The following is a 23523-nucleotide window of genomic DNA, read 5'->3' as shown; positions in this document are numbered from 1 at the left end:
TTTTTCAAAATAAAGCTGAGAAATTTTTTATTATTTATTTCTCATTTTTCTCTTGACACTTCTAACTTTTTGACTTGTGTTAAAACTTCTAGCTTTTACAAAAATATAGTCAACTTTAGGAGAACTTCTATTAAACAAACTCTTATACCAAATGCCTCTAAAAGTTAACTAACAAACAAGGAGTAGCTATCATAGTCATCTCTGACTATTGTAGCTACTCCTTGTTTATAATTTACTTTCAACTTTTACACTAGATACTTCATAGCATTCAAAACGATAAGTTTGTCCTGTAGGATTAATGCGGTCTTTAGGAACTTCTTCACAAAACATACAATAAGGTCTTACAAATAAACCACACTCACCATATAACGCCTTATAAAGCACTAGTATTTCTCCTGTTTCTGAGTGCTTAACTAAATCTACAAATAAATATAAGTCACCTTTAAAATGTCTGAAGATTTTTCCTTTTTGATTTGTTATGTCTCTCATCTGTCATACCTTTCTCACCATATATCTCAGTTTATTTGATAGTATTAGTAAGTACCCCTATTTTTTCAATTTCACAGCTTACGATATCTCCTGGTTTTAAAAAACGTGGCGGTTCAAATCCCATACCCACACCCGCTGGAGTTCCCATGGCAATGATGGTTCCTGCTTTTAAAGTCATTCCTTGAGATAACTCTGCAATAACATGTGCAATATCAAAAATAAGTAATTCTGTGTTAGCATCTTGTCTTAACTCTCCATTAACTCTAGAACAAATCTTAAGTTTAGGTGGCATAGGTATTTCATCTGCTGTCACAATCCAAGGTCCCATGGGTAAAAAGCCATCTAAACTTTTTCCAAAATACCACTGCTTATGTCTTGTTTGCAGGCTTCTAGCACTTACATCATTAATGATAGTATAACCTAAAACATAGTCATAGGCCTGTTCTTTTTGCACATTCTTAGCATCCTTTTTAATAATGACTGCTAATTCCACTTCATAATCTAAGCTGTCTACGATGTCACTATGACTTAAAATATCATTGCCATCTGCTACTGCTTCATTTACTCTCTTAGAGAAATAAACGGCATGATTTCTTTCTCCTCCAAAGGCCTCCTTCTTATAGCGTGCTGACTCTTCTGCATGTGCCATATAGTTAATCCCTAAACAAATCAAATCTTGTTTAGGCTGCGGAATAGGAGGTCTTTTTTCAATTTCACTTAAACGGATTTTTCCTATTTTTTGATTTGTCTTTTCTTTTAGTAACACCCACTCTGTCTCTGTAGCATGGGTAATGAAATCATTCATCGTTTCATAGTTTAATCCTAAATCACTTAAAGCATGAATACTCATACCATCGTATGCCAAAACACCTATTTGTTCTTTTCCCTCATATTTAAAAGTTAAAAGTTTCATTTGCTTCTCCTCTATGTAAAACTTGTCATTATTTTTAATTATTTTATAAATTAACTGAATATAAATCAAGTTTTACTTTTAATGTTTCTGAATAAGTACGGCTAATGGTGGATGATTAGGTTTGTTATACAGTTCACATACAGCTACTGTATAGGCTTTTGCATCCAAACTCTTTAAATAGGTCATTAAAGCTTCTTTTTCCTCAAACCCTGTATCTCCACCATGATAAATACATAAACTCATTACACCATGGCGTTTGAGTAATACAAGTCCCTTCTCAATAGCTAGCTTACTCGTATCAGCTTTCGTACTCATACTATGATCTCCTCCTGGCAAATAACCAAAATTAAATACAATGCCATCTACAGTCTCTGGTTTCACATAGTGATCCATATGAGTATGACTTTCAAGGTATACTTCTGCTTTTAATCCTTTTTCTTTTAAAAGAAACTTTGTACTATTCACGGCTTCTTCTTGAATATCAAAAGCTAGTACTCTACCTGTATCACCTACTAACTCACATAAAAAAACTGTATCATGCCCTCTCCCTGCTGTTGCATCTATACATAAATCTCCTGCTTTAAGATATTGGCACATCCAACCATGAGCAATATTAATTGTATTAAGTTTCATCTATGCTTTCCTCTCCTACCTTTAAATTTCATCTCGTTATTTATTAGTATATCCTATTTTAAAATCTCATAGCTACTTTTCCTATTCTAATGGCCTTATTTAAAGCCTTAGTCCTATTATTTACCTTCATTATAACTAATTCTATAATGGGATAAAATAGAACTTTTAAATATAACCCACTTAGATCATGAACAAATAGAAGTTTTTGGACATTCCACTGAGACATCAGAAGTCTCTGTTAAACAAATAATAGGTGCAGTCTTTGATTGAATTTCTATATCATTTCTTTATGCCTCTTTCTTATAATCAGTTTATAAAAATGATTTTGAAGGAGGCCTTATTCATGGAACATTTTAAGGAACGCTTTACTAAATGGATGCAGGGTAGATATGGTGGTGACCAGCTTTCTTTAGCTTTACTCATACTTTGCCTCATATTAATGGTGTTTACACTGCCTTTTCACTCACCACTTTTAAGACTTTTACCTCTTATTCCTTTAGTTCTATGTTATTTTAGAATTTTTTCTAAAAACAAATACAAACGTCAACAAGAGCTCTTTAAATTTATACGTTTCTATACACCTATTCAAAAACGTATAAACTTAAGCTTTAAACACCTAAAAGAACGTAAAACTCATCGCTTTTTTAAATGTCCTAAGTGTAAACAGACTTTAAGAGTTCCTAAAGGTAAGGGAAATATCTGTATTACTTGCCCTAAATGTCATACAGACTTTCGTAAACATACTTAATATACTTCTTTCTCAGTATGCACATGCTCATGACTATATGCTATTTCTCCATTAATAAACGTATATAGGGTATGGGTTAGGGTCTGCATTGGGTTATCGTTAAAAATAGCAATATCTGCATCTTTACCAGGTTCTAAACTTCCTACCCGATCTGCAACACCACAAATTTCTGCTGCGCTAATCGTAATGGCTTTCAGACCAGCTTCCACCCCTAAACCATCTCTAGCTGCGAACCCAGCACATTTAGCTAAATACTGAATAGGTGTAACTGGATGGTCTGTAGTAATGGCTATTTTAATGCCGGCTTTGTATAAAATACCTGGAGTTTTAAAACTTACATTTTGGACTTCAATTTTATTTCGTGAAGCTAATGCCGGCCCTACAATGGCTGGAAAACCAAAACGTTTGAGTTCTTCTGGTATCAGGTATCCCTCACTACAATGGTCTAAGGTCATTCTCAAACCATATTCCTTTGCAATACGTACTGCCGTTAAAATATCATCTGTACGATGTACATGAGCCTTTAACGGTATTTTCTTGTCTAGCACTGGAAGCCAAGACTCCAGCTTAAAATCTTCTTCAAAGGTCTCTCCTTTTTGTAAGGCCTTTTCTTTCTTTTCTTTATACTGAACTGCTTTAAACAAGGCTTCTCTTAAAAGGCTTGCTATAGCCATACGGGTAGCTGGCATCTTTTTTTGCCCACTATAAACACGTTTTGTGTTTTCTCCAAAAGCTACTTTCATAGCTGCTGGTTCTAATAAAGTCATTTCATCAATGACTCTTCCTTTTGTTTTCATAAAGACAAATTGTCCACCTACTACATTAGCACTTCCAGGCCCAATCATAGCAGAAGTAATGCCCGCACGTACTGCTTCATCAAAAGCCGCATCTAAAGTATTAATCCCATCTATAGCTCTTAAATAAGGGGTAACAGGATCCGTTGTTTCGTTACAATCATCTCCTTCGACACCCTTTTTTTCTTCTGTAATCCCTAAATGGCAGTGTGCCTCTATAATACCAGGCATCACCCATGCACCTTGTACGTCTATAATCTGCATGTCTTCTGTTGGCTTAATATATTCTGCCACCTGGGCAATCTTTCTGCCCTTTATAAGAATACTACCCTTTTCATAAATCTTACCTGTCATAGTTAAAATCTTACCATTAATAATTAAAATCATATGCATCCCTCTTTTTCCCTTTTTCATCAACGGTTTTATTATTTCTCATTTAAAAGCATTTATACAAAATGTCTATCTCAAAGGAAATAGCATAATTTATACTTGACTTTTATGGTTGTTGGGCATGATAATTATATGTTGTACTTATGATTAAAAAAATGAGAAATAAGGATGGTTTTATATGTCATTAGAAAACGTCAATACGACCCCTGAAATACAAAGACGTCGAACCTTTGCTATCATCTCTCACCCAGATGCTGGTAAAACCACTCTAACAGAAAAGTTCCTTCTTTATGGAGGGGCTATACGTGAAGCCGGTTCTGTTAAATCTAGACGTTCTCAAAAACATGCGGTATCTGACTGGATGGAAATTGAAAAACAAAGAGGAATCTCTGTTACCTCCAGCGTCCTTCAATTTAATTATAATAATTTCTGTATTAATATTCTTGATACCCCTGGGCATCAAGACTTTAGTGAAGATACTTATCGTACTTTAGTAGCAGCAGATAGCGCTGTCATGGTTATTGATGCGGCAAAAGGTGTTGAAGAACAAACCAAAAAACTTTTTAAAGTTTGTAAAATGCGTGGTATTCCTATTTTTACTTTTATTAATAAAATGGATGCACATGGTAAAGATCCTTTTGAGCTCATGGAGGAACTTGAAAATGTCCTTGGTATTCGTTCTTATCCAATGGATTGGCCTATTGGTAGTGGTAAAGAATTTAAAGGTGTTTACAACCGCCGTAAAAGTCAGATTGAACTTTTTGATGAAGGCAAGCACGGTGAAGCTATTGTTGACTCCGTTACAGGTGATGTAGCTGATCCAAAGTTTAGGGAATTACTAGGTGAATACCTTCATGATAAACTACTTGAAGATATTGAGCTTTTAGATATGGCCGGAGATGATTATGATCTAGAAAAAATCTTAAATGGTGAATTAACCCCTGTATTCTTTGGTAGTGCGTTAACAAACTTTGGTGTAGAACCTTTCCTTGAGGCTTTCCTAGACATTACAACACCACCTCAACCTCGCCAAAGTAATTTAGGCCCTATTGCTACAACAGCACCTTATTTTTCAGGATTTATCTTTAAAATTCAAGCTAATATGAATCCTGCTCACCGTGACCGTATTGCTTTTCTTCGTATTTGTTCCGGTGTATTCGAAAAAGGAATGATGGTCAATCATGTACAAAAGGGTAAAAAAGTGAAATTAGCACAACCACAGCAATTTTTAGCTCAAGACCGTGCTACAGTTGATGTGGCTTATCCAGGCGATATTATTGGTATTCATGATCCTGGTATCTTTAATATTGGAGATACCTTATGCAGTGATAATATTAAACTTTACTTTGAAGGCATTCCTCAATTTGCTCCAGAACACTTTATGCGCATTTCTACTGTGAATGCCCTTAAGAGAAAGCAATTCTTAAAAGGAATACTACAACTAGCTGAAGAAGGTTCTATTCAGGTCTTTAGACCTCACTTAACTGGAACAGAAGAAGTTATTGTAGGAGTTGTAGGGGTTCTTCAATTTGAAGTATTGGAATATCGTCTTAAAAATGAATATGGTGTAGAGATTCGTATGACACGTTTACCTTATCGCTTTATCCGTTGGATTGAAGCAAACGACTTTAATTATGATACCTTTAAGGGCTCTATGGACTCTACTCTAGTAGAAACACCTGAAGGGGAACCAGTTTTACTTTGTGAATTCGAATGGTCTATTCGCCAAATTCAAGAACGTAATCCTCAAGTTATTTTAAGAGAAACACATTTAAAACCTGTGGAATAAGCAAAAAATGCTAGGTGCTAACTTTATTTTAGCTCCTAGCATTTTTTCATTTAACTTCCAATGGTATTGTTTTTTAAAAGTCATTAATGGGGACAAGCAATGGGTGTTATAGGTATATAGGGCTCTGCTTCTGTTTCTTTGATCAGCCTAATTAATACAAAAGGTGTACACTCATCATCCTGACCAGCCGGATTATCTTGTAGTAGACCTTTTATCCACTCTTCTTTTCCCTTTAAATCAGGAGAAACACCCAATATCTCAATGGCTATATCGTTAGCATCAGCTATTAATGTACTTAAGCTAAAGCGTTCGTAAATCATTTCACATACACCATTAGGATTTTTAGGGCTAAGTACTGCTAAATGGTGATACCTTTCAAAGGTAGAATGCTCATAAAAACCGTCGATTCCCGCTACTTCTTTTCCTAGGATTTGATAGAATATGCCTCGTCTTTTAAAAATCTTGCCAATAGCACTACAAATACTTGCCCATAAAACCAAAGGTAGCCCCTTTAATTGTATAGCAAGTTGCAATTTATAAGGTTCGCTCATCCCTACGCCATTCTTACTTTTTGCAGCAAAGCGTGATAAAAATTTAGCCCAAAAACCTAGTTTTATATTTTCCTTTCTAGCAGTTCTTTTTTGGCACATTGCAATTACTTTCTCGCTAATTGATAAAATATCACCTAACTGATAAAGAGGTAATACATATTTTTCAATTAACGTCAGATAGTCTTCACCTTCTTCAATAAAATGTGTTTGAATACCATAACGCTCATAGCACTGCTCTTCCACTTTAATAGTTCCTCTAATATAGTAAATATGACCTTCTAATTCGCGTCTATTAACAGCTTGATTCAAATTTCCTTTATACCAAATCCCCATATTGTTCCCACCTTATGTATACTATCTAACCAGTTTTTCTACTGGCACACTTTTATACATATTCTAGTGGATGATCATTTATGCTACCTTGTGAAAACCCTCACAAAATAGACCTATAACAAAAAGCCATTTGATAAGTTTTTATACTTACCAAATGGCTTTTTATCTATTAAGCTAAAACCGTTTTTAAATAAGTTGCAATAGCTTCATCTTGACAATTTGCAAAGAAATATTCTTGGAATCTTTCTCCACTTATTGTTTGTTTTAAGAACTCTTGATCAATATTATGAAGAATAGTTAGCATATCTACATGAGTTACTTTTTTTACATCATCTAAAATTCTTTTATTACGTTGTTCTGGTACAGCACGCTCTCTTGGATAACCAAGTCCACGCTCTCCTTCAAATAATTTTTCAAATATGTATTGAAGATTAAGTTCTGCTCCCCAACCAAATCCTTTTGCATAAGGCATGGCAATGGCATTACCATCATTGATTTGCCCAAACATATAGGCATCTGATGGATCTACGATAAGGCCACATAAAACATTTGGGAAAGAGTTAGCAGCAAGCATTGCACCTGAACCTGTTCCACAACCTGTTACAACAAAGTCTGCTGCTTTTGAGTTAATTAAAATAGCTGTTAATAGACCAGCTTGTACATATGTAAGTTGGTGTACATCTTCTGCTGAATACATACCATAGTTAAATACTTCATGTCCCATTGGTTCCACTACTTTTTTAAGTGTCTCACAGATTAAACTATTTTTCGTGGCTTGACTATTTTCATTAATTAATGCAATTTTCATAACGCTACCTCTTTTTCTATATAATCACTTCTTATTTATTATTATAATTTATTTTTTGGTAGTTATCAATAATTTTAAGACATTTAGGATTTTCAAGGTCTTTATCTATCTTTTTTTAAGAAGTTTAATTTTTTACTAATTTATGCTAGAATATTATTTAAGTATCTGAGCTATATTAACATCGTGTTTGAATGTAATCTATTTAGTTATTTATTATTTCAAAAGATAAAGGTGAATATATGCAAGCTATTTTAGATGATTTGAAAAAGAATCAAATTTTATCCTCTTATCAAATCCATCAACTTCAATCAACAATTAAAGCGAAATATCCTATGTACTCGACTGAGGAACGTGCTATTATTTTTGCTAAAAATGTGCATCAAGTCATTGACCATATTCTTTTTCCTTTTAGCGTAGAACAGCAAAAGAATATTAAAATGTCTTTACTTAATGAAGCTGTACAAAAAGAAGAGTTTGCTATTAATGCGTATGATGTCTGCAAAACTTGCATTGACTTAAAACTTACTGAAGGAGAAACACTAACTGTTTTTACGAATTGGCTTAATACACATCAACCTAAACAGCTTACACCTAAGGATGTGTCTTCCTTAAGCCATCTTATCAATCCTTCAGCTGCTATACCTCTAGCCTTAGAACAAGCTGCTTTACCACTCATACCTGATTTCCCTATGTCTACTAAACTTAACTTTATAACTAATGAGTGGCTTTATTATATCCTACTAGGGCTTTTTATAGGCATTATAAGCCTTATAAGCATTACGAGTTATACTCATACCAAAAGCAAAACTGTTTCTTTACCACTGGCTACTCTTGAAACATTTTCTCTAGAAACAACCGAGTTACCTATTTCCATTACCTTAATCGAAAAATCTAATCATTTACAAAAACACCTTCAGTATAAAGAGGTAAATAAAAGTGCGCTGCAAGATTGGTTAAAAGAACGTAATTCCCTATTATCTGAAGAACCTTATTTCAACCAGATTATTGCTACTGCTAAGGACTTTAATATTAATCCACTTTTACTCTTTGCTATTACAGGTCAAGAACAAGGCTTCGTTCCTAAGCATCATACTAATGCTTTAGAAATAGCTAGTAATCCTTTTAATGTCTATGGGAGTTGGAAAACTTACAATACCTCTATCGAAGACTCTTCCCGTATCGCAGCTCGCACCATCATTAATTTAAGTAAGGGCTGTCCTGAGGATGCTGATCCGATTATGTGGCTTAATCAAAATTATGCTGAAGACCCAAATTGGTATAAAGGCGTTACTGCTTTACTTAACCAATTAGAAAAGGTAGCCGTACTAGAACCTATTCATTAAAAATACAATCCACTATAAAAAGCTGATTCTACATCCTTAATTTCTCTGTAGAATCAGCTTTTTTGTTGTTCTATTAATCATCTGCTTTTACTCTAGCGATTGTCGTTTAATAAGATTTCTCCAACACCTTGTTACACATTTGCCACATCTTATACATTGATCCTGATTAATAACATAAGGCAATCCTTTACTAATACAGTGTTTTGGACAAACCACCTTACATGCACCACAAGCTATACATGCTTTATCAATCACATAGCTTATTTGTTGATTTTCTTTCTTCATTAATACACTATGCTCTCCTGATTAATCAAATTGAATTTCATATTTTTGTTTAGGTGTATGAATAATCAGGTAACCTAGATTAAACTCATCCTCCATCACATCAATCTTATATTCAAAGAAGATTTGGTCTTCTTTTTTACACATAAAAATATAACTTCCATCTTCTTTATCTTCTATTTCTTCACAAATATCTTCATAGACTTCTTCTCCACTTATTGGTCCCATGTAACCAGACGCTTTAATACACGATTCAATGTGATTGTATAATGCTTTCATCTTCATTCTCCTTCTACTTGATGCATCATTTACTTCCTAAGAGTAATATAAATTGATATGCTTGACAAGTAGTAGTTAAAATATACCCTTAAAAACCATACCTGCTCCTAATAAACAAAACACTATACCTATTGGTAATGCTATCAACGTTAAACATAAAATAATACCTAATATAAGAATGATACTCCCTAAACTAATAGTGAGAAGTTTTCCTGTTAATTTAAATACGAATCCTAATATTCCCCCAATCAAAATAAATGGTAGTGCTATCAACCAAAATAAAATGCTCATCATCTTCACCCTTCTTTTTTATCTAGATAAATTCATCATAGCATAGTTTATTTTTAGATATGATAAGTACAAGATTATAATAAAATTAAAATTCACTAAGAAAAAGCAAAAATGAGCTATTGCAAAACAAAGTATTTGCAATAGCTCATTTGACTGTCTATTTTTACTTAAAATAATATAAGCTCTCTTTCATTTCTACTCTTTACTTTTAGATAAGCCTTCTCCAATCCAATCTATTAAAGCACTCGAAAACCATAATAGCAACGTAAATGCAACTGAAAATCCTATAAAAGCCATAATACCTAACATTTTATCCCCCTCAATTCCCTTTATGATCTCAAATGAATACATCTTCTACCTAAATCATACCTCTAAACATCATAAAGAAACTGTTAAGAATACCAAAATATTTTTTCTTATTTTAACAAAGGAATAATAGTAACATATATACCTGTTAAAATAGCAGTTGTAATAACACCACAAATATTAGCACCCATAGCATACTGGATAATGAAACTATACTTATTTACTTTACTTACTTCTTTCTGAGCTATTTTGGCGGTTGAAGGTACACATGAAACACCTGCTATTCCTATAGTAGGGTTAAAGTTCTTCTTACTGATCCAATACACAATATAGCCTCCAATAATTCCTCCAATAGCAGAAAGTAACAAGGCAACCATTCCCAAAATAAGTAAAATAAGTACTTTAGGATTAAGAAGTGTACTTGCTTCACACAATACGCCTAGAAGTAAACCTAGAAAAAATGTTCCGCCATATAAAAAGCCATTTTCAATTAATTTCACATATTTATCGAGCCCTACTTCTCTAATAACAACTCCTAAGAAAAAGCTTAAGAATAAAGGTGCTGCTACTGGAAAGAGCAAGCATAAAACAGTATTTGTTACAATAGCAAATGTAAGTTTTTGCTTCTTGGTAATGGTTTTCTTCGGCACCTTAGGTGGCTGAATAGCAATTCCCCTTAATTCTTTAGGAATAAGTAGTCGTACTAAGTACGGATAACCTCCATATGTAAGGCTTAAGTAAAGATAAGCCACTATAGTAATGGGTACAAATAAATCTTTAGCCAAAGTTAGGGAAGTATATAAGACCATGGGACCATCTGCTCCACCTACCATAGCAATAGCAGCTGCTTCTCCATTGGTAAGCCCAAAACATTTAGCAATAGGAAAAGTAGCTACTGTACCTAACTCTGCACACATGGCAATAAACATGCTTGTAAAAGGATTAGCAAGTAAGAAGCCTACATCTGTGATAACGCCTATTCCCATAAAAACTAAACATGCAATTAGCCCATTACTAAACATAAAAGTATAAATAGGTTGTAAGAAATCAATTTGCAAGATTTGCATCAAACCATCTGTATCTGACATAATCGGATCCATAAAAATAGTTCCTGTTTGCCCTGGTGATAAAAAAAGAACTCCTGCATTTACTGCAGACATGCCCAATCCCATTGGTACCATAACCAGTGGTTCTAATGTTCCTTTGGCGCCTAAATAAAAAATAAGCAATCCCACACCAATAAGCACTATCCTCATGATTGCCACTGCAGGGTCTTGTTCCAATAAGGTAGCAATCCCCTGAAACAAATCTAAAATATTCATATTTTGTCAACCTTTCTTTAGTTTGTTTAGTGTTTCTCCTCTTCTACGCTTACCAATTGTGTAATTTTTAACAATCCATTAATCAAAATGGCAATACCTAATGAAATAACAAATCCTAATGCATAAATCCCCATAGGCACAACAACACTTTCAAACATATACAACATCCTCCTTTAAGAATTACCTCTTTCATTATTCACTGAGTTCTTTCTTAATGTTCATCGTATAAATAGCTAGTACGATAATCCCTACCACAACACCACTCGCAATTTGCACTAATGATAGATTCATTTCTCTCACTCCTCTACTTATTACTGTGTATATATTTCGTATAGATTTATTATATTACCTTTAATTTATTTTTCTAATATATATAATTTAACTTAAATATAAATAATTTATATATTAACAATCTGTTAAAGTTTTTAAAGAAAGGATTAGCTATGGACTTACACTACCTTAAACTCTTTAATACAGTAGCTTCTTTAGGAAGCATGACTAAAGCAAGTGAACAAATGCATATTAGCCAACCCGCTTTATCCATTCAAATAAAAAAATTAGAGGATGGCTTAGGACTTAAGCTATTTAACAAAATAGGGACTCGTCTTATTTTAAATGAAAATGGAGAAATTCTTTTTAATTATACAAAACAAATCTTTCAGCTTGTTCAAGAAGCCTCTAATCAACTTACTGATCGTAAACTCACAATTAGTGGTCAAATCACTATTGGGGGAAGTAATACTGCAGGTAGCTATCTTCTCCCTCGTATTATCGGTTCTTTTAAGCAGCTTTATCCTCAAGTCAATATTGAACTTCACATTGGTAATACTTATGAAATCGCCAATCTTATTTACAATGATGTATTAGACTTTGCTATTAATGGTGGTGATGTTGCTTATACCACCCAAACACAAGTTATTCCTTTAAAAGAAGACCCTTTAGTCCTTGTAGCATCTCCTAATAGCGCTTATGTTCGCCCTCACGAATTATTGCCAGAGGATTTAGAGGCTATCACTTTTATTGTGCATCATAATAACTCCCAACTTTATCTTGCTTATAAAAAAGCAATTACCCAGCTTCAATTAGAGGAAAATATTGCTATGACTCTAGGTAGTATTGATGCCATTAAACAAGCGGTTGCTGCTGATTTAGGCCTTGCTTTTATTCCTTATTCAGCTGTTGCCATGGAACTTGAACGTGGGCTACTCACGCAATTAAAAGTTAAGGATATGCAATGGGTTTATCCTTATAATTTAATTTATAATAAAAGTAAATTTATTTCTCCTGCAACTCTAAAACTGATGGAAATGGTTAGAGAACAATTAGGACCATAATATAGCCCTCTATTTTCTTCATGTTTTACAACTTCTCCAGTAGTTTTCTATAAGTATTATCTACTCCTATAGCACCAAAAGGTGCTGTTATAAGTATAGCTAACACGGCTACTGTTAAAACCAACTCTCCACATGGTAGCCCCATTGTTAAAGGAATACCTCCTATAGCAGCTTGTACAGTTGCTTTTGGGGTATAAGCTAACATGCAAAATAACTTTTCCTTTGCCGTAAGCGTTGTTCCTAATAAGCTTATAAAAACACCCAACATACGAATAATTAAAGCTCCGAGTACCACCATAACGGCTACGACTCCTGCCTTCATAACGTAGTTTAAGTCTACTGTAGCACCTACTAGTACAAATAAAATAACCTCTGCTGCTACCCAGAGTTTATTATATTTGATAGCTAAACGTTTGGCTAAAACACCATATTGGCGATTCAATATAATACCCAAAGTCATAATTGCTAACAAACCTGACATCGGCACAATATCTACTAAACGATGTTCCATCTCTATTAGCAAAAATGAAATACTCAAGATAATCAGTATTTTCATTGAATCTCTTAAATGCCACTTTTTGAAAAAAATTACTAAAAGGATACCCACACCTATACCTATTGCTATTCCTACAACAATAGCAATAGGTATCTGCACAAAGCTTCCTATTGAAACTTCTCCTCCCGAAGCTAGAGCTGTAAATGCTGTAAATAGCACAATGACAAATACATCATCTACTGAAGCACCTGCTAAAATTAGCTGCGGTACACTCTTTTTTACGCCATAACCTTCTTCCATCAAGTGTAGCATTCGAGGTACAATAACAGCTGGTGAGACTGCGGCAATAACAGTTCCCATAATAGCTGCTTCTAATATACTAATTCCCAGTAATCGAGGTGTCAGAAGAATAACACCCATTATTTCAAAACAAGCCGGTATAAAGCACATTAAAACAGCAGGTCTTCCTACTTTTTTCAAATCTTCTAGCTCTAAAGACAGTCCTGCCCTTGTTAAAATAATAACCAATGCTAATTGTCTTAAATCCGGGGAAATTCTTAAAATAGATGCATCTAATGCACCTATTGCATAAGGGCCTAAAATCATCCCTGTTATAATCATCCCCAATAGATTGGGTAATTTTAGCTTGTTGAAAATAGAACCTAGTAATAAGCCCATTAAAAAAATAAGTGCTAAACTTGTAAGCATTTACTTCTCCTCCAATTCTACATGCAAAAAAAGCTGATTCTCCTGTGATTATATGTTTCACAGAAGTCATCAGCTTTATAAGCGGTTTAAGTATCAAACTTAGGGAGTACTTCATTCCCCTTATTTATTTGTATTTATTATACTATGCTATTGTCCCTATTTCAACCAATAAATTATATTTCTTATACTCTATTTATCCATTAGTCACATTTATGTGACTATATCACAATCAAATGCGTACTTTACATTTTTTCATTATACAATTATCATAAAATTATAAATATAAACAACTAATTAATAGTCAGTTTTATCAATTACTATTGGTTAGCAAAAAAGAGGGGGTATTTATTATGCTTAAATCAAAAGTCGGTTATTCTACAAACTCAAACGCCTACACTTCAAGCAAAGAAGCTTTACTTATGGCTTCTGAAGGACTCACTAATCCTAAACTCGTGTTTATGTACAGCAGCGTTGTTTATGACCAGCAAGAACTTCTAAAAGCAACTTCTGACTTACTACCCGATGTTCCTATTATTGGCTGTACTTCTTTTACTGGTGTCCTTACACCAGACGGTTACATAAGTGGGGATGATGGCTTTATAGGAATGATGGCTTTAGCAGATGATGCTCTCAGTGTCGGTATTGCAGGTTTACCTAAGACAGGTGATGCCCGTCTGATTGGCCGTGAAGTTGCAAAAAAAGCACTTAAGCATGCGAACCGCTCTGATGCCCCTAAATACTTTTATATGGTTGCTTCTCCTGGGGAAGAAGAAAGCTATCTAAAAGGAATCCAAGATATTATTGGTCGTGTACCTTTCTTTGGTGGTAGTGCCGCTGATAATAGCATTTCTGGAGAATGGTCACTTTTTACTCATGAAGGTGCTTTTGCTGATGGTGTGGCAGTCGCTTTCTTTTATACAGATAAAGCTTTCGCCAATGAATTTACAGGTGCTTATAAAGAAAGCAATCATGTAGGAGTTATTACTAAAGTCGATGGCAAACGTGGTTTAATTGAAATAGACGGTAAGCCTGCTGTCAAAGTTTATGCAGATTGGACAGGTACTGAGGCTGATAGTTTATTAGGCGCCAACTTACTCGCAGCAACTATCACTGCACCACTAGGTGTTAAAGACCGTTTAGGTGATTTAGTAGCTATTAGACATCCTATGAGTGGTAATCCAGATTATTCCATGTCCATTGGCAATAACGTAGCTGAAAATACAGCTGTTATCATGATGGAAGCCACAGTAGATGATCTCATTGATTCACCCTATACAACCTTAGAAAAACTGAAATCAAAACTTGATAAAGAAATTGGCGCTTATCATATTGTACATTGTGGTGGCCGTCGTGCTGGTATAGGCGACCGTATTGATGAAGTGGCAGAAAATCTCAAAAAAGCTGCTGGTGATGTTCCTTTTCTTGGCGTCTTTACATTCGGTGAATATGGCTTTGAAGATGATGGTAATAACACCTGTGGTGGTTTAATGCTATCCTTTAGTGCCTTTGAGAAATAATAGATATCCACTTTATTCATAAGGAGAGTGATTATAGATGAAAATGATCATAGATGGTAAACAAGTAGATGCTTCTAATAGAGCAACCTTAAATGTTATTAATCCTGCAAATGGGAAGCTGGTTAGCACCATCCCTGCAGCTACAGAAAATGATGTAGAACTAGCTGTAGCGTGTGCTGCAAAAGGTCAAAAGATTTGGGCCTCTTATCCGCTTTATAAGAGAGGCACTATTCTTTCCAAATTTATTAATCTGACTCAAGAGCCTGAAATGAAATATAGTCTTGCTTCTCTTCTTTCACAAGAAACAGGCAAACCTATTACAGAAGCTATTGCTGAAATTGGGAATATTCCTTCCCTATTTGGTGGCTTCATTGAAAAAGCGAAACACCTTTATGACACAACGATTCCAGCAGGTATAGAACCTGGAACAGAGCATACACTTCAAATTATTACTAGAGAACCTGTAGGAACCGTTGCTTGTATCATTCCATTTAACTTCCCTGTAGATTTATTTGGACAAAAGATTGCGCCTGCGCTTATTGCAGGTAATGCTGCCATTGTTAAGCCTTCTACTCACAACCCACTTACACTTATGAAACTTTGTGAACTTCTTGTAGCAGCAGGGGTACCAGATGGTGCCATTCAAGTATTAACAGGTGACCCAGCCGATGTGCCTAGATGGCTTGTTAAAAATCCAGGTATTCATCTCATTAGCTTAACAGGTAGCACAAAGGTAGGTATTGAAACTGCTGGGACCGCTGCTAAAAACCTTACACCAGTTGCATTAGAACTAGGTGGCAATGACGCTTTTATCCTCTTAGAAGATGGCAATGTAGACTTAGCCGTAGAAGAAACTATTTTTGGTAGAACCTATAATACCGGTCAGGTATGCTGCGCTAGTAAACGTTTTTTAATTCACGAAAGTCGCAAGCAAGAGTTTACAGACAAACTCATAGCACGTCTTAAAACCCTCAAGGTTGGTGATCCTGCTGACCCTGAAACAAATGTAGGCTGTTTAATTAGTGAGGAAGCTGCTAAAAATGTAGAAACTCAAGTTAATCTTACTATTTATGAAGGTGCCAGCCTTCTTTATGGTGGTGAACGTTCAGGCGCCTTTTATCCTCCTACTGTACTAACAAATGTAACAGCCAATATGGAGGTTGCAAAGGACTTAGAAATCTTCGGACCTGTTATTCCTATTATAGGCTTTAATACACCTGAAGAAGCTATTGCTATTGCCAACCAATCTAGTTTTGGTTTATCTAGTAATGTATTTACTCAAGATATGCAACTTGCTTTAAAAGTAGCTAGCCAACTTCAGGCAGGTGGCGTAGTTATTAATGGATGTAGCTTCTTTAGATCTTGCGAAATGCCTTTTGGAGGCTATAAAATGAGCGGTATCGGTAATGAAGGAATCGCTTGTACTTTAGAAGAAATGACACAAATCAAGACTATTGTTTTAAAAAATATCCTTTAAAAATCTATTCATTTATCAAAACTAAGAAGAGGAATTGGACTTTATTCGTCCAATTCCTCTTCTTGTTCCTGATCAATTAATAATCTTTCTATGTAATAATCCATATTAGTTTTACCCCATTCATAAAGTGCATCAATAATAGGAACTAGAGTATATCCCCTCGTAGTTAAATTATATTCTACCCGTGGTGGTATTTCAGGGTAAACTGTTCGTTCCACAATACCGTCCTGTTCTAATTCTCGCAATTGCTTAGCTAAAATCTGATTGCTAATATTCCCCAAGAACAAGCGCTTTAATGCCCCATAACGATAAGCTCCTTCATGGCCTAAATGATAAATAATAACAACCTTCCACTTACCACTAATAATAGACAAAGTAAGTTCCTTTTCACAATTAAATTCCCCTTTTCTGAATTTACTCTTTAAATCTTCCCTTAGATTTAACGTCATCTCGCATCATCCTTCCCTCAAATCTTATCCTCTTCCTCCTACTCCAATTCTCTTTATAAAGTATTTTACCTTATTATACCATAATCTTATAATAATCCAAATTTTTTAACATATATTATTGAATTTTTCAGTAAATTATTTATTATTGATTTATTTTCTTATGAGTATGTTTTTGTAGTTTTTACCTCACTCTATATAATAAAGACATATCAGATAAAAGGATGATTTTTATGCGTACTGATGAAACAAAAAAAGAACCTTCTTTAAAACGTGAATTAGGACTGGGAGCTGCTACTGCTATTGTAGTAGGAAATATGATAGGGTCTGGTATTTTCACTTCACCTCAAACACTAGCGCTTGTAGGTAATCCAACGACAACCATTTTGGCGTGGATTATTACAGGTATTGGCTCTATTCTTCTTGCGCTATCTTTTGCTAACCTAGGAGCACTTTATCCTAGTACCGGTGGTCCTATTGTTTATACTAACCAAGCCTTTGGCCCTTTTATGGCTTTTTTAGTCGCTTGGACTTTCTGGATTGGTTCTTGGATCGGAAATGCAGCTATTATTACGGCCATTATTCGTTACCTAACCGTATTTTTCCCCTCTATTAGTGATAACAATTTACTTTCTTTTATTATTTCATCAGCTATTTTATGGATCTTTACTGTTATCAATTGCTTAGGTGTTAAACAAGCTGGCTATATTAGTATTATTAGTACTATCTTAAAGCTTGGAGTCATTTTGGTATTTGTTCTTATTGCTTTATGGGGCTTTAATACTAAGTATTTATCAACCTATTCTTCTCCCGATGTGCAAGGCTTGGGGTCTTTACCTGCCGCTATTGCTGTTACTTTATGGTCTTTTATAGGATTAGAAAGTGCTTCTATTTCAGGTGGTGAGATTAAAAACCCTGAGGTTAATATAAAAAGAAGCACCTTTTTGGGTACTTTATTTGTAGCTATTATTTATCTTTTTATTTCTGTTATTGCCATGGGTGCCTTGCCACAGCAAGAACTTGCCATCTCTAGCGCACCACTAGCAAGTATTATTAATCGTATTACTGGAGCAACTTGGGGTGGTGCTTTCATCGCACTAGGTATTATTATCTCGGCTACTGGTGCTCTTTCTGGTTGGGTATTAACCACTGCCAGACTCTCTTTTGCAGCAGGAGAAGACCAGCTTTTCCCTCATTTCTTTGCTAAGGTACACTCTAAATATGAAACGCCATATGTCTCACTTATTATTACAGGCATCTGTACTAACTTAATATTAATCCTTAACTATGTATCTAGCTTAACAGCCGCTTTTGATTTTATGGTTAATTTAGCTACTTTATCTTTTATACCAGCTTATGCGTTAACAGCTTGTGCAGAAATATTACTCACCATCAAAAAAGACCATCATATGAAATTAAGTCGTTTTTTAAGCCACAGCTATTTATCACTAATTGCCTTCCTTTATGCCATTTATATTATTTATGGTTCAGGTGCTGAGGCTGCTATGTGGATATTCCTTTTAATGTTTATAGGTATTCCTTTTTATGTTTATCAAAAATCAATTACATTTTAATACACCCTATAATAGGGTATATGCTTCCTTTAATAATGTATCAGTTAAAGTATTATTCATTTCATACAAAACAAGTGATATGATAACATAATCGAATAGTTCCTTTGAAAAATGAGTATGTGTGGCATCCTCTAAATAGGTATGCATTGATGATAATTTTTGCTTTTGCCTTTTCTTTTTAGCTAAACTTAACATCCCCTCATTTTGATCAATGCAATGGACTTCTGATGCCTTTTTGTATTTAGCTATCATCATACTATTTCAAATTACACCTCTCCTTATTGTTATGATTTATTTTATTAGTGTTACACTAACCAGAGGTATCTTCCTGTTCTTTGGCAATAAACTTCATAAGCTTCTTTAAAAACTAACTTCAGAAATTTTTCTTCTTCTATAATTTGAAGATGCATCATCACCATTACCCATATAGTAACTACTAGTAACACCGGATTATAAAATGCTATCAAAACACCTATGTAGGTTAAATCAAAACCTAGTAAAGCTGGATTTCTACTCCATTTATAAATACCAGTCGTTACAAGTTCTGTTTGATCTGTAGCAGGAATTCCAGCACGCCAACTATCACGCATATGCCACATTGCCATACAGAAAAACACTACACCTAAACCTATTAAAATAAGACCTAAATTCTTGAAAAATAGTTGTTCCTGTGATTGATTATATAAAATACTAATCACTTCTATAGGTACAATAATCATACTGGCTATACGTAATCCTTTTTCTACTCTTATGGTCCTTTGATTCTTATTTCCTATTCCTAATTGATTGGTTTTAATTCCTTTCTTCTTCTGCAATAAAGTTTTTTTATAATATGCACCATAAAAAACAACTAATAATAGTAATGCTAGTAACTGCGTATTATTCATTTTTTTCCTCCTTTATATGAATAAATGTTCATATGTTTTATTATAAGATTGTAACTTCGCTATTGTCAACAAAATTACCATAAATTTTAATCTTCACAGACTAAATCCAACTTTTTTTCTCTTTAAATAATACTACAACAATAAAACTTTAAATAGATGTTAACTATTAGTTTTCGACAGAAAGTCTCCGTTAGTAAATACATTCCTTAAATTACTTATATTTTTTATATATATTTAAAATTTTATCTTTTTGTATTATAATAAAACAAAAACAAAGAGGTGATTATATGCTTAAACCTGAAATTTCAACTTTAATTAATGATCAAATTAATAAGGAATTATTTTCTACTTACTTATATCTACATATCGCTAACTATTATACCTATGAAAATTTATTAGGCTTTGCTAATTGGTTTAATGTCCAAGTCCAAGAAGAATTAGCACATGTTAGATTTTTTATTCAATATCTACAAGATAATGGTGAACCTGTTTCTTTAAAGGCAGTAGAAGCAGATAATACTGTATTTCAAAATTTTATAGACCCCTTGCACCTCGCTTTAAAACATGAACAATCAGTTACTGCATCTATTGAAAACATTTATGCTGTTGCTTTAGAGAAAAAAGATTTTAGAACTACCCAATTTTTAGATTGGTTTATTAAAGAACAAGCTGAAGAAGAAAAAAACACAGAAGATTTAGTAAAAAGATTTCAACTATTTGCTACAGATGGCAAGGGATTATACTTACTAGATACAGAGTTGGCTGCAAGAACTTTTATCCAACCCTCTTTGACTAACTAACAATGCAGAATTTACTGTTTGCTTTTTGCTTAACACTCTTTGCTGGCTTATGTACCGGTATAGGTAGTGCCTTAGCCTTTTTTACTAAAAGAACTAACACTAAATTTCTTTCTATCAGTCTTGGCTTTTCAGCTGGTGTAATGATTTATGTTTCTACTATTGAGATCTTTTTTAAAGCAAAAACCTCTCTTACTAATGAACTTGGTATTAAACTAGGTTCTTGGGTAACGGTGGCTTCCTTTTTTGGTGGTATGTTAGTCATTGCTCTCATCGATAAACTTATCCCAAGTGGTGAAAATCCACATGATATGTATAAAGTAGAGGATATTAAATCAAACTCCTCCAATACTAATACACAACTTTTGCGCATGGGCTTTTTTACAGCTTTAGCTATTGGCATACATAATTTCCCTGAGGGACTTGCAACGTTTATTTCCGCTCTTCAAGAACCTTCTATTGCTATTCCTATAACAGTTGCTATAGCTCTACATAATATTCCTGAAGGAATTGCCGTTTCTGTTCCTGTTTATTATGCTACCGGAGACCGCAAAAAAGCTTTTCTATTCTCTTTCTTATCTGGTCTTTCAGAACCATTAGGAGCTATTATTGGATATCTAGTACTAATGCCTTTTATGAATGACTTAGTTTTTGGCATCATTTTTGCAAGTGTTGCTGGTATTATGGTATTTATATCTCTAGATGAGTTACTACCATCAGCTCAAAAATATGGCCAACATCACTTATCCATCTATGGTTTGGTAAGTGGCATGATGGTAATGGCCATTAGTTTGTTATTATTTATTTAATAACTTATAAATCTATATAAATAAACAGGCTCGAAAATCTAAATAAATAGATCTTCTAGCCTGTTTATTTATACACCCTGTAAATCAAATTCTGGAATAAAGCTCTCTTTTGCTGTTTCACCTTCTTGAATAAAAGCCTGCTCAATTCCCAAATCTAATGCATAATCTATCAAATGATTATATTCTCTTTCTGTGAGCCTGCGGCTAATCTCTGGATAAGCCTGCAAGTCACAAATAGGGGTAAATTGATTCATGATACTCATATAAATAGTATCCCCATAAGTTTGATATAAATAACGTAGTATGGCCTTAGTATCCTTAGCAGCACCCGGAAGACATAAATGCCTCACCATTACACCTTTTTTCATAAGTCCTGTTCCTTCATCAAAAGTAGGCATACCTACCTGGCTTACCATCTCAGCAATAGCCTTACTTGCATATTCAAAATAATCTTTGGCATAAGAATAACGAGTGCTTAATATTTCATCTTTGTATTTTAAATCTGGTAAATAGATGTCCACATAACCTCTTAGCAATTGGAGACTTTCTACTTTTTCATATCCACTGGTATTATAAACAATGGGAAGTTCTAGCCCTTTATCTTTGGCTAATTGTAAGGCTTCTACAATTTGTGGAATAAAGTGTGTTCCAGTTACTAAATTAATATTATGGGCCCCTTGCGCCTTAAGTTCAAAGAAGATTTCTACTAAACGAGTTATAGAAATGACCTTACCTACTTTACTGGTTGCAATCGAACGATTTTGACAATAAACGCAGCCTAAAGTACATCCAGAAAAAAATAGAGTTCCGGAACCATTTTCACCCGTTAAACAAGGTTCTTCCCATAAATGTAAAGCAGCTCTAGCTATCATCACTTCACTAGTTTGTCTACAATAGCCTTTTTCTCCTTTTGTTCTATTCACTCGGCACCCTCTAGGACATAGCTGACATGCTTCTAACATTCCCTGCATTTTTACCTCCTTTTACCATAAAATTCACTCTCTAATCAATTCTTAATCAGATTCTACTTCTTACCCTATGCTCTTTTATGATTGAAAGAAAAACTGAGTAGGATCTTCTATATTAAAGATTTGAGTCAGTAACATCATTTCTGGGTAGGTCCAATCTGTCGTTCCTTTGAACTTCCTTGTCAGAGTCCGTTTACTGACACCTAATCTTACAGCTAGTTCATCAAAAGTCACATAATACTGAGTCATTAATTCATTCATTTTTTCTTCCACCATCTATTCCTCTAACTTTCTTTAATATATTACATAGAATGCATACTTATCTCTCCAGTTCACTCTTCCTATAGTATAAAGGTTAAAAATGAATTTTACAATTTAAGGCTCAAAAAAGAGCTTTCATTTAAGAAAGCTCTCTATAATGATTATTTGCATTTTTAGAGAACCACCAATAAACGACAGCACGTCTTGGGTCCCTTACTTGAAGTTGTTTATACCATAGTATACCCGTTATTCCCCATGATGCTATGGTTAGCCATAAATTTGCCAATCGGAAAAGCATTGTCACTATGTTAAATACCAACATAACTCCCACTACTCTAGAAGCGAAGGGATCAATAATGAGTACAAACGAGAAAAATATAGCCATTGTCACTAATAAAATTCCCAAGCTACTTGCAGGTGTTAATCCCAACATACTTCCTGCTGCTGTTGAAAGAGCTTTACCACCCTTTCCTTTTAAAAATGGTGTAAATGCATGACCCAAAACAGGAGCCAATACCATAAATGTAATCCAAGGTGTTTCGATTCCTTTTATTTTAACAAAAAGATATACTGGAATAAATCCTTTTAGCATATCTAATAAAATACATACAAGCCCTATTCCCTTATGAGCGCTATAAGCATTATAACCACCTGGATTCGCATCTGTTGTATTTTTTCTAATATCTTTTTTTAAAATCCATTTAGGTATGTAATAAGAATACATTACTGCTCCTGATAAAACCCCTATGATAACCATCAATAATTCAACTATCATTTCCCACCTCTATTTTCAACACTATTCTTCACAAAACATCATTTTATCTTATTCATATGATGCTTTTATGAATCTTATTTTTCTCTAAACCTCATTTTTTATAAAATATTATCTTCTTCTCTCTATCCTTTCTTTATTTAATTGAACTTCTTTTCTCCTATTGTAACATCTTCAGTCGAAAAATGTAAAAGTAAATTAGATTG

At 34.0% G+C, this 23523-nt stretch carries 27 protein-coding genes and 1 riboswitch; of the genes, 9 read left to right on the top strand and 18 right to left on the bottom strand.

All coding sequences use genetic code 11. From position 1 onward, the window contains the following. Positions 1-225: 225 nt before the first annotated feature. The 3 genes from EKH84_RS12195 to EKH84_RS12185 form a co-directional block, all read right to left on the bottom strand. On the bottom strand, positions 226-489 hold the full coding sequence (locus tag EKH84_RS12195; RefSeq protein WP_013657024.1) for a DUF1653 domain-containing protein: 264 nt from the start codon (positions 487-489) through the stop codon (positions 226-228). Positions 490-520: 31 nt separating this feature from the next. After that, positions 521-1402: a fumarylacetoacetate hydrolase family protein gene (locus tag EKH84_RS12190; RefSeq protein ID WP_127066513.1), complete on the bottom strand. Its 882-nt coding sequence runs from the start codon at positions 1400-1402 to the stop codon at positions 521-523. 78 nt (positions 1403-1480) lie between these two features. Beyond that, positions 1481-2035: a class I SAM-dependent methyltransferase gene (locus tag EKH84_RS12185; protein ID WP_127066512.1), complete on the bottom strand. Its 555-nt coding sequence runs from the start codon at positions 2033-2035 to the stop codon at positions 1481-1483. Positions 2036-2378: 343 nt separating this feature from the next. Between EKH84_RS12185 and EKH84_RS12180 the strand changes: the two genes are divergently transcribed. Further along, positions 2379-2783: a hypothetical protein gene (locus EKH84_RS12180; RefSeq protein ID WP_127066511.1), complete on the top strand. Its 405-nt coding sequence runs from the start codon at positions 2379-2381 to the stop codon at positions 2781-2783. Here EKH84_RS12180 and EKH84_RS12175 read toward each other — a convergent pair. Next, positions 2780-3964: an amidohydrolase gene (locus EKH84_RS12175; protein ID WP_127066510.1), complete on the bottom strand. Its 1185-nt coding sequence runs from the start codon at positions 3962-3964 to the stop codon at positions 2780-2782. The genes EKH84_RS12180 and EKH84_RS12175 overlap by 4 nt on opposite strands. Positions 3965-4145: 181 nt before the next feature. Between EKH84_RS12175 and EKH84_RS12170 the strand changes: the two genes are divergently transcribed. Beyond that, positions 4146-5756, top strand: a complete 1611-nt coding sequence (locus EKH84_RS12170; protein WP_013657019.1) for a peptide chain release factor 3 — start codon at positions 4146-4148, stop codon at positions 5754-5756. Positions 5757-5839: 83 nt separating this feature from the next. Here the strand turns inward: EKH84_RS12170 and EKH84_RS12165 are convergent, their stop codons facing one another. Then, entirely contained in the window at positions 5840-6640 is an 801-nt protein-coding gene (locus EKH84_RS12165) for a F420-0--gamma-glutamyl ligase (RefSeq protein ID WP_127066509.1), read from the bottom strand. A 169-nt stretch (positions 6641-6809) separates the two neighbouring features. Next, positions 6810-7448 carry an RpiB/LacA/LacB family sugar-phosphate isomerase gene (locus tag EKH84_RS12160; protein WP_127066508.1) on the bottom strand — a complete coding sequence of 213 codons (639 nt, stop codon included), beginning with the start codon at positions 7446-7448 and terminating at the stop codon, positions 6810-6812. A gap of 239 nt (positions 7449-7687) precedes the next feature. On the opposite strand from EKH84_RS12160, the gene EKH84_RS12155 reads away from it, so the two are divergent. Next, on the top strand, positions 7688-8791 hold the full coding sequence (locus EKH84_RS12155; RefSeq protein WP_127066507.1) for a glucosaminidase domain-containing protein: 1104 nt from the start codon (positions 7688-7690) through the stop codon (positions 8789-8791). Positions 8792-8878: 87 nt separating this feature from the next. Here the strand turns inward: EKH84_RS12155 and EKH84_RS12150 are convergent, their stop codons facing one another. From EKH84_RS12150 to EKH84_RS22640, 5 genes are all read right to left on the bottom strand, one after another. Continuing rightward, positions 8879-9076, bottom strand: a complete 198-nt coding sequence (locus EKH84_RS12150) for a DUF362 domain-containing protein (RefSeq protein WP_243118589.1) — start codon at positions 9074-9076, stop codon at positions 8879-8881. A 21-nt stretch (positions 9077-9097) separates the two neighbouring features. Further along, positions 9098-9352: a hypothetical protein gene (locus tag EKH84_RS12145; RefSeq protein ID WP_013657015.1), complete on the bottom strand. Its 255-nt coding sequence runs from the start codon at positions 9350-9352 to the stop codon at positions 9098-9100. A 75-nt stretch (positions 9353-9427) separates the two neighbouring features. Then, positions 9428-9643, bottom strand: coding sequence for a hypothetical protein (locus tag EKH84_RS12140; RefSeq protein ID WP_127066506.1), 216 nt, complete (start codon positions 9641-9643; stop codon positions 9428-9430). A 416-nt stretch (positions 9644-10059) separates the two neighbouring features. Then, on the bottom strand, positions 10060-11271 hold the full coding sequence (locus EKH84_RS12135) for a sodium ion-translocating decarboxylase subunit beta (RefSeq protein WP_127066505.1): 1212 nt from the start codon (positions 11269-11271) through the stop codon (positions 10060-10062). Between the two features lie 26 nt (positions 11272-11297). Next, entirely contained in the window at positions 11298-11429 is a 132-nt protein-coding gene (locus EKH84_RS22640; protein WP_013657011.1) for a hypothetical protein, read from the bottom strand. A 285-nt stretch (positions 11430-11714) separates the two neighbouring features. Here EKH84_RS22640 and EKH84_RS12130 point away from each other — a divergent pair, with 285 nt between their 5' ends. Next, positions 11715-12605, top strand: coding sequence for a LysR family transcriptional regulator (locus EKH84_RS12130; RefSeq protein WP_127066504.1), 891 nt, complete (start codon positions 11715-11717; stop codon positions 12603-12605). A 25-nt stretch (positions 12606-12630) separates the two neighbouring features. Here EKH84_RS12130 and EKH84_RS12125 read toward each other — a convergent pair whose 3' ends face one another. Beyond that, on the bottom strand, positions 12631-13809 hold the full coding sequence (locus EKH84_RS12125; protein ID WP_127066503.1) for a cation:proton antiporter: 1179 nt from the start codon (positions 13807-13809) through the stop codon (positions 12631-12633). Positions 13810-13862: 53 nt separating this feature from the next. Beyond that, positions 13863-13937, bottom strand: a riboswitch (Fluoride riboswitch). Positions 13938-14159: 222 nt separating this feature from the next. Here EKH84_RS12125 and EKH84_RS12120 point away from each other — a divergent pair. Together EKH84_RS12120 and EKH84_RS12115 are read left to right on the top strand one after the other, a co-directional pair. After that, positions 14160-15326: an FIST signal transduction protein gene (locus EKH84_RS12120; RefSeq protein ID WP_013657007.1), complete on the top strand. Its 1167-nt coding sequence runs from the start codon at positions 14160-14162 to the stop codon at positions 15324-15326. Between the two features lie 37 nt (positions 15327-15363). After that, positions 15364-16803 (top strand): aldehyde dehydrogenase family protein, encoded by a 1440-nt coding sequence (locus EKH84_RS12115; protein ID WP_127066502.1) that lies wholly within the window; start codon positions 15364-15366, stop codon positions 16801-16803. A 41-nt stretch (positions 16804-16844) separates the two neighbouring features. On the opposite strand, the gene EKH84_RS12110 is transcribed toward EKH84_RS12115, so the two are convergent. After that, positions 16845-17252: a winged helix-turn-helix transcriptional regulator gene (locus EKH84_RS12110; RefSeq protein WP_127066501.1), complete on the bottom strand. Its 408-nt coding sequence runs from the start codon at positions 17250-17252 to the stop codon at positions 16845-16847. A gap of 230 nt (positions 17253-17482) precedes the next feature. On the opposite strand from EKH84_RS12110, the gene EKH84_RS12105 reads away from it, so the two are divergent. After that, positions 17483-18823, top strand: a complete 1341-nt coding sequence (locus tag EKH84_RS12105) for an amino acid permease (protein WP_013657004.1) — start codon at positions 17483-17485, stop codon at positions 18821-18823. Between the two features lie 6 nt (positions 18824-18829). On the opposite strand, the gene EKH84_RS12100 is transcribed toward EKH84_RS12105, so the two are convergent. Further along, positions 18830-19078, bottom strand: a complete 249-nt coding sequence (locus EKH84_RS12100; RefSeq protein ID WP_127066500.1) for a class I SAM-dependent methyltransferase — start codon at positions 19076-19078, stop codon at positions 18830-18832. 50 nt (positions 19079-19128) lie between these two features. Then, positions 19129-19710, bottom strand: a complete 582-nt coding sequence (locus tag EKH84_RS12095; RefSeq protein ID WP_127066499.1) for a methyltransferase family protein — start codon at positions 19708-19710, stop codon at positions 19129-19131. A 287-nt stretch (positions 19711-19997) separates the two neighbouring features. On the opposite strand from EKH84_RS12095, the gene EKH84_RS12090 reads away from it, so the two are divergent. Together EKH84_RS12090 and zupT are read left to right on the top strand one after the other, a co-directional pair. Next, the gene (locus tag EKH84_RS12090; RefSeq protein ID WP_013657002.1) at positions 19998-20510 is read left to right on the top strand and encodes a ferritin; all 513 of its coding nucleotides are present in this window, start codon (positions 19998-20000) and stop codon (positions 20508-20510) included. Between the two features lie 2 nt (positions 20511-20512). After that, positions 20513-21316: a zinc transporter ZupT gene (gene zupT / locus EKH84_RS12085; protein ID WP_013657001.1), complete on the top strand. Its 804-nt coding sequence runs from the start codon at positions 20513-20515 to the stop codon at positions 21314-21316. 68 nt (positions 21317-21384) lie between these two features. Here the strand turns inward: zupT and EKH84_RS12080 are convergent, their stop codons facing one another. The 3 genes from EKH84_RS12080 to EKH84_RS12070 all read right to left on the bottom strand — a co-directional run bounded on the left by EKH84_RS12080 (position 21385) and on the right by EKH84_RS12070 (position 23320). Further along, complete coding sequence (locus EKH84_RS12080; protein WP_127066498.1) at positions 21385-22287, bottom strand: radical SAM protein; 903 nt, start codon at positions 22285-22287, stop codon at positions 21385-21387. Positions 22288-22362: 75 nt separating this feature from the next. Then, positions 22363-22560 carry a helix-turn-helix domain-containing protein gene (locus tag EKH84_RS12075; protein WP_127066497.1) on the bottom strand — a complete coding sequence of 66 codons (198 nt, stop codon included), beginning with the start codon at positions 22558-22560 and terminating at the stop codon, positions 22363-22365. 124 nt (positions 22561-22684) lie between these two features. Then, the gene (locus EKH84_RS12070; RefSeq protein ID WP_127066496.1) at positions 22685-23320 is read right to left on the bottom strand and encodes a glycerol-3-phosphate acyltransferase; all 636 of its coding nucleotides are present in this window, start codon (positions 23318-23320) and stop codon (positions 22685-22687) included. Positions 23321-23523 lie beyond the last annotated feature (203 nt).

It is taken from the genome of Cellulosilyticum sp. WCF-2, from assembly GCF_003990395.1.
GTDB classification, from domain to species: Bacteria; Bacillota; Clostridia; order Lachnospirales; family Cellulosilyticaceae; genus Cellulosilyticum; species Cellulosilyticum lentocellum.
Note: the sequence above shows the minus strand (reverse complement) of the source record. Positions and strands in the feature narration are given on the sequence as shown.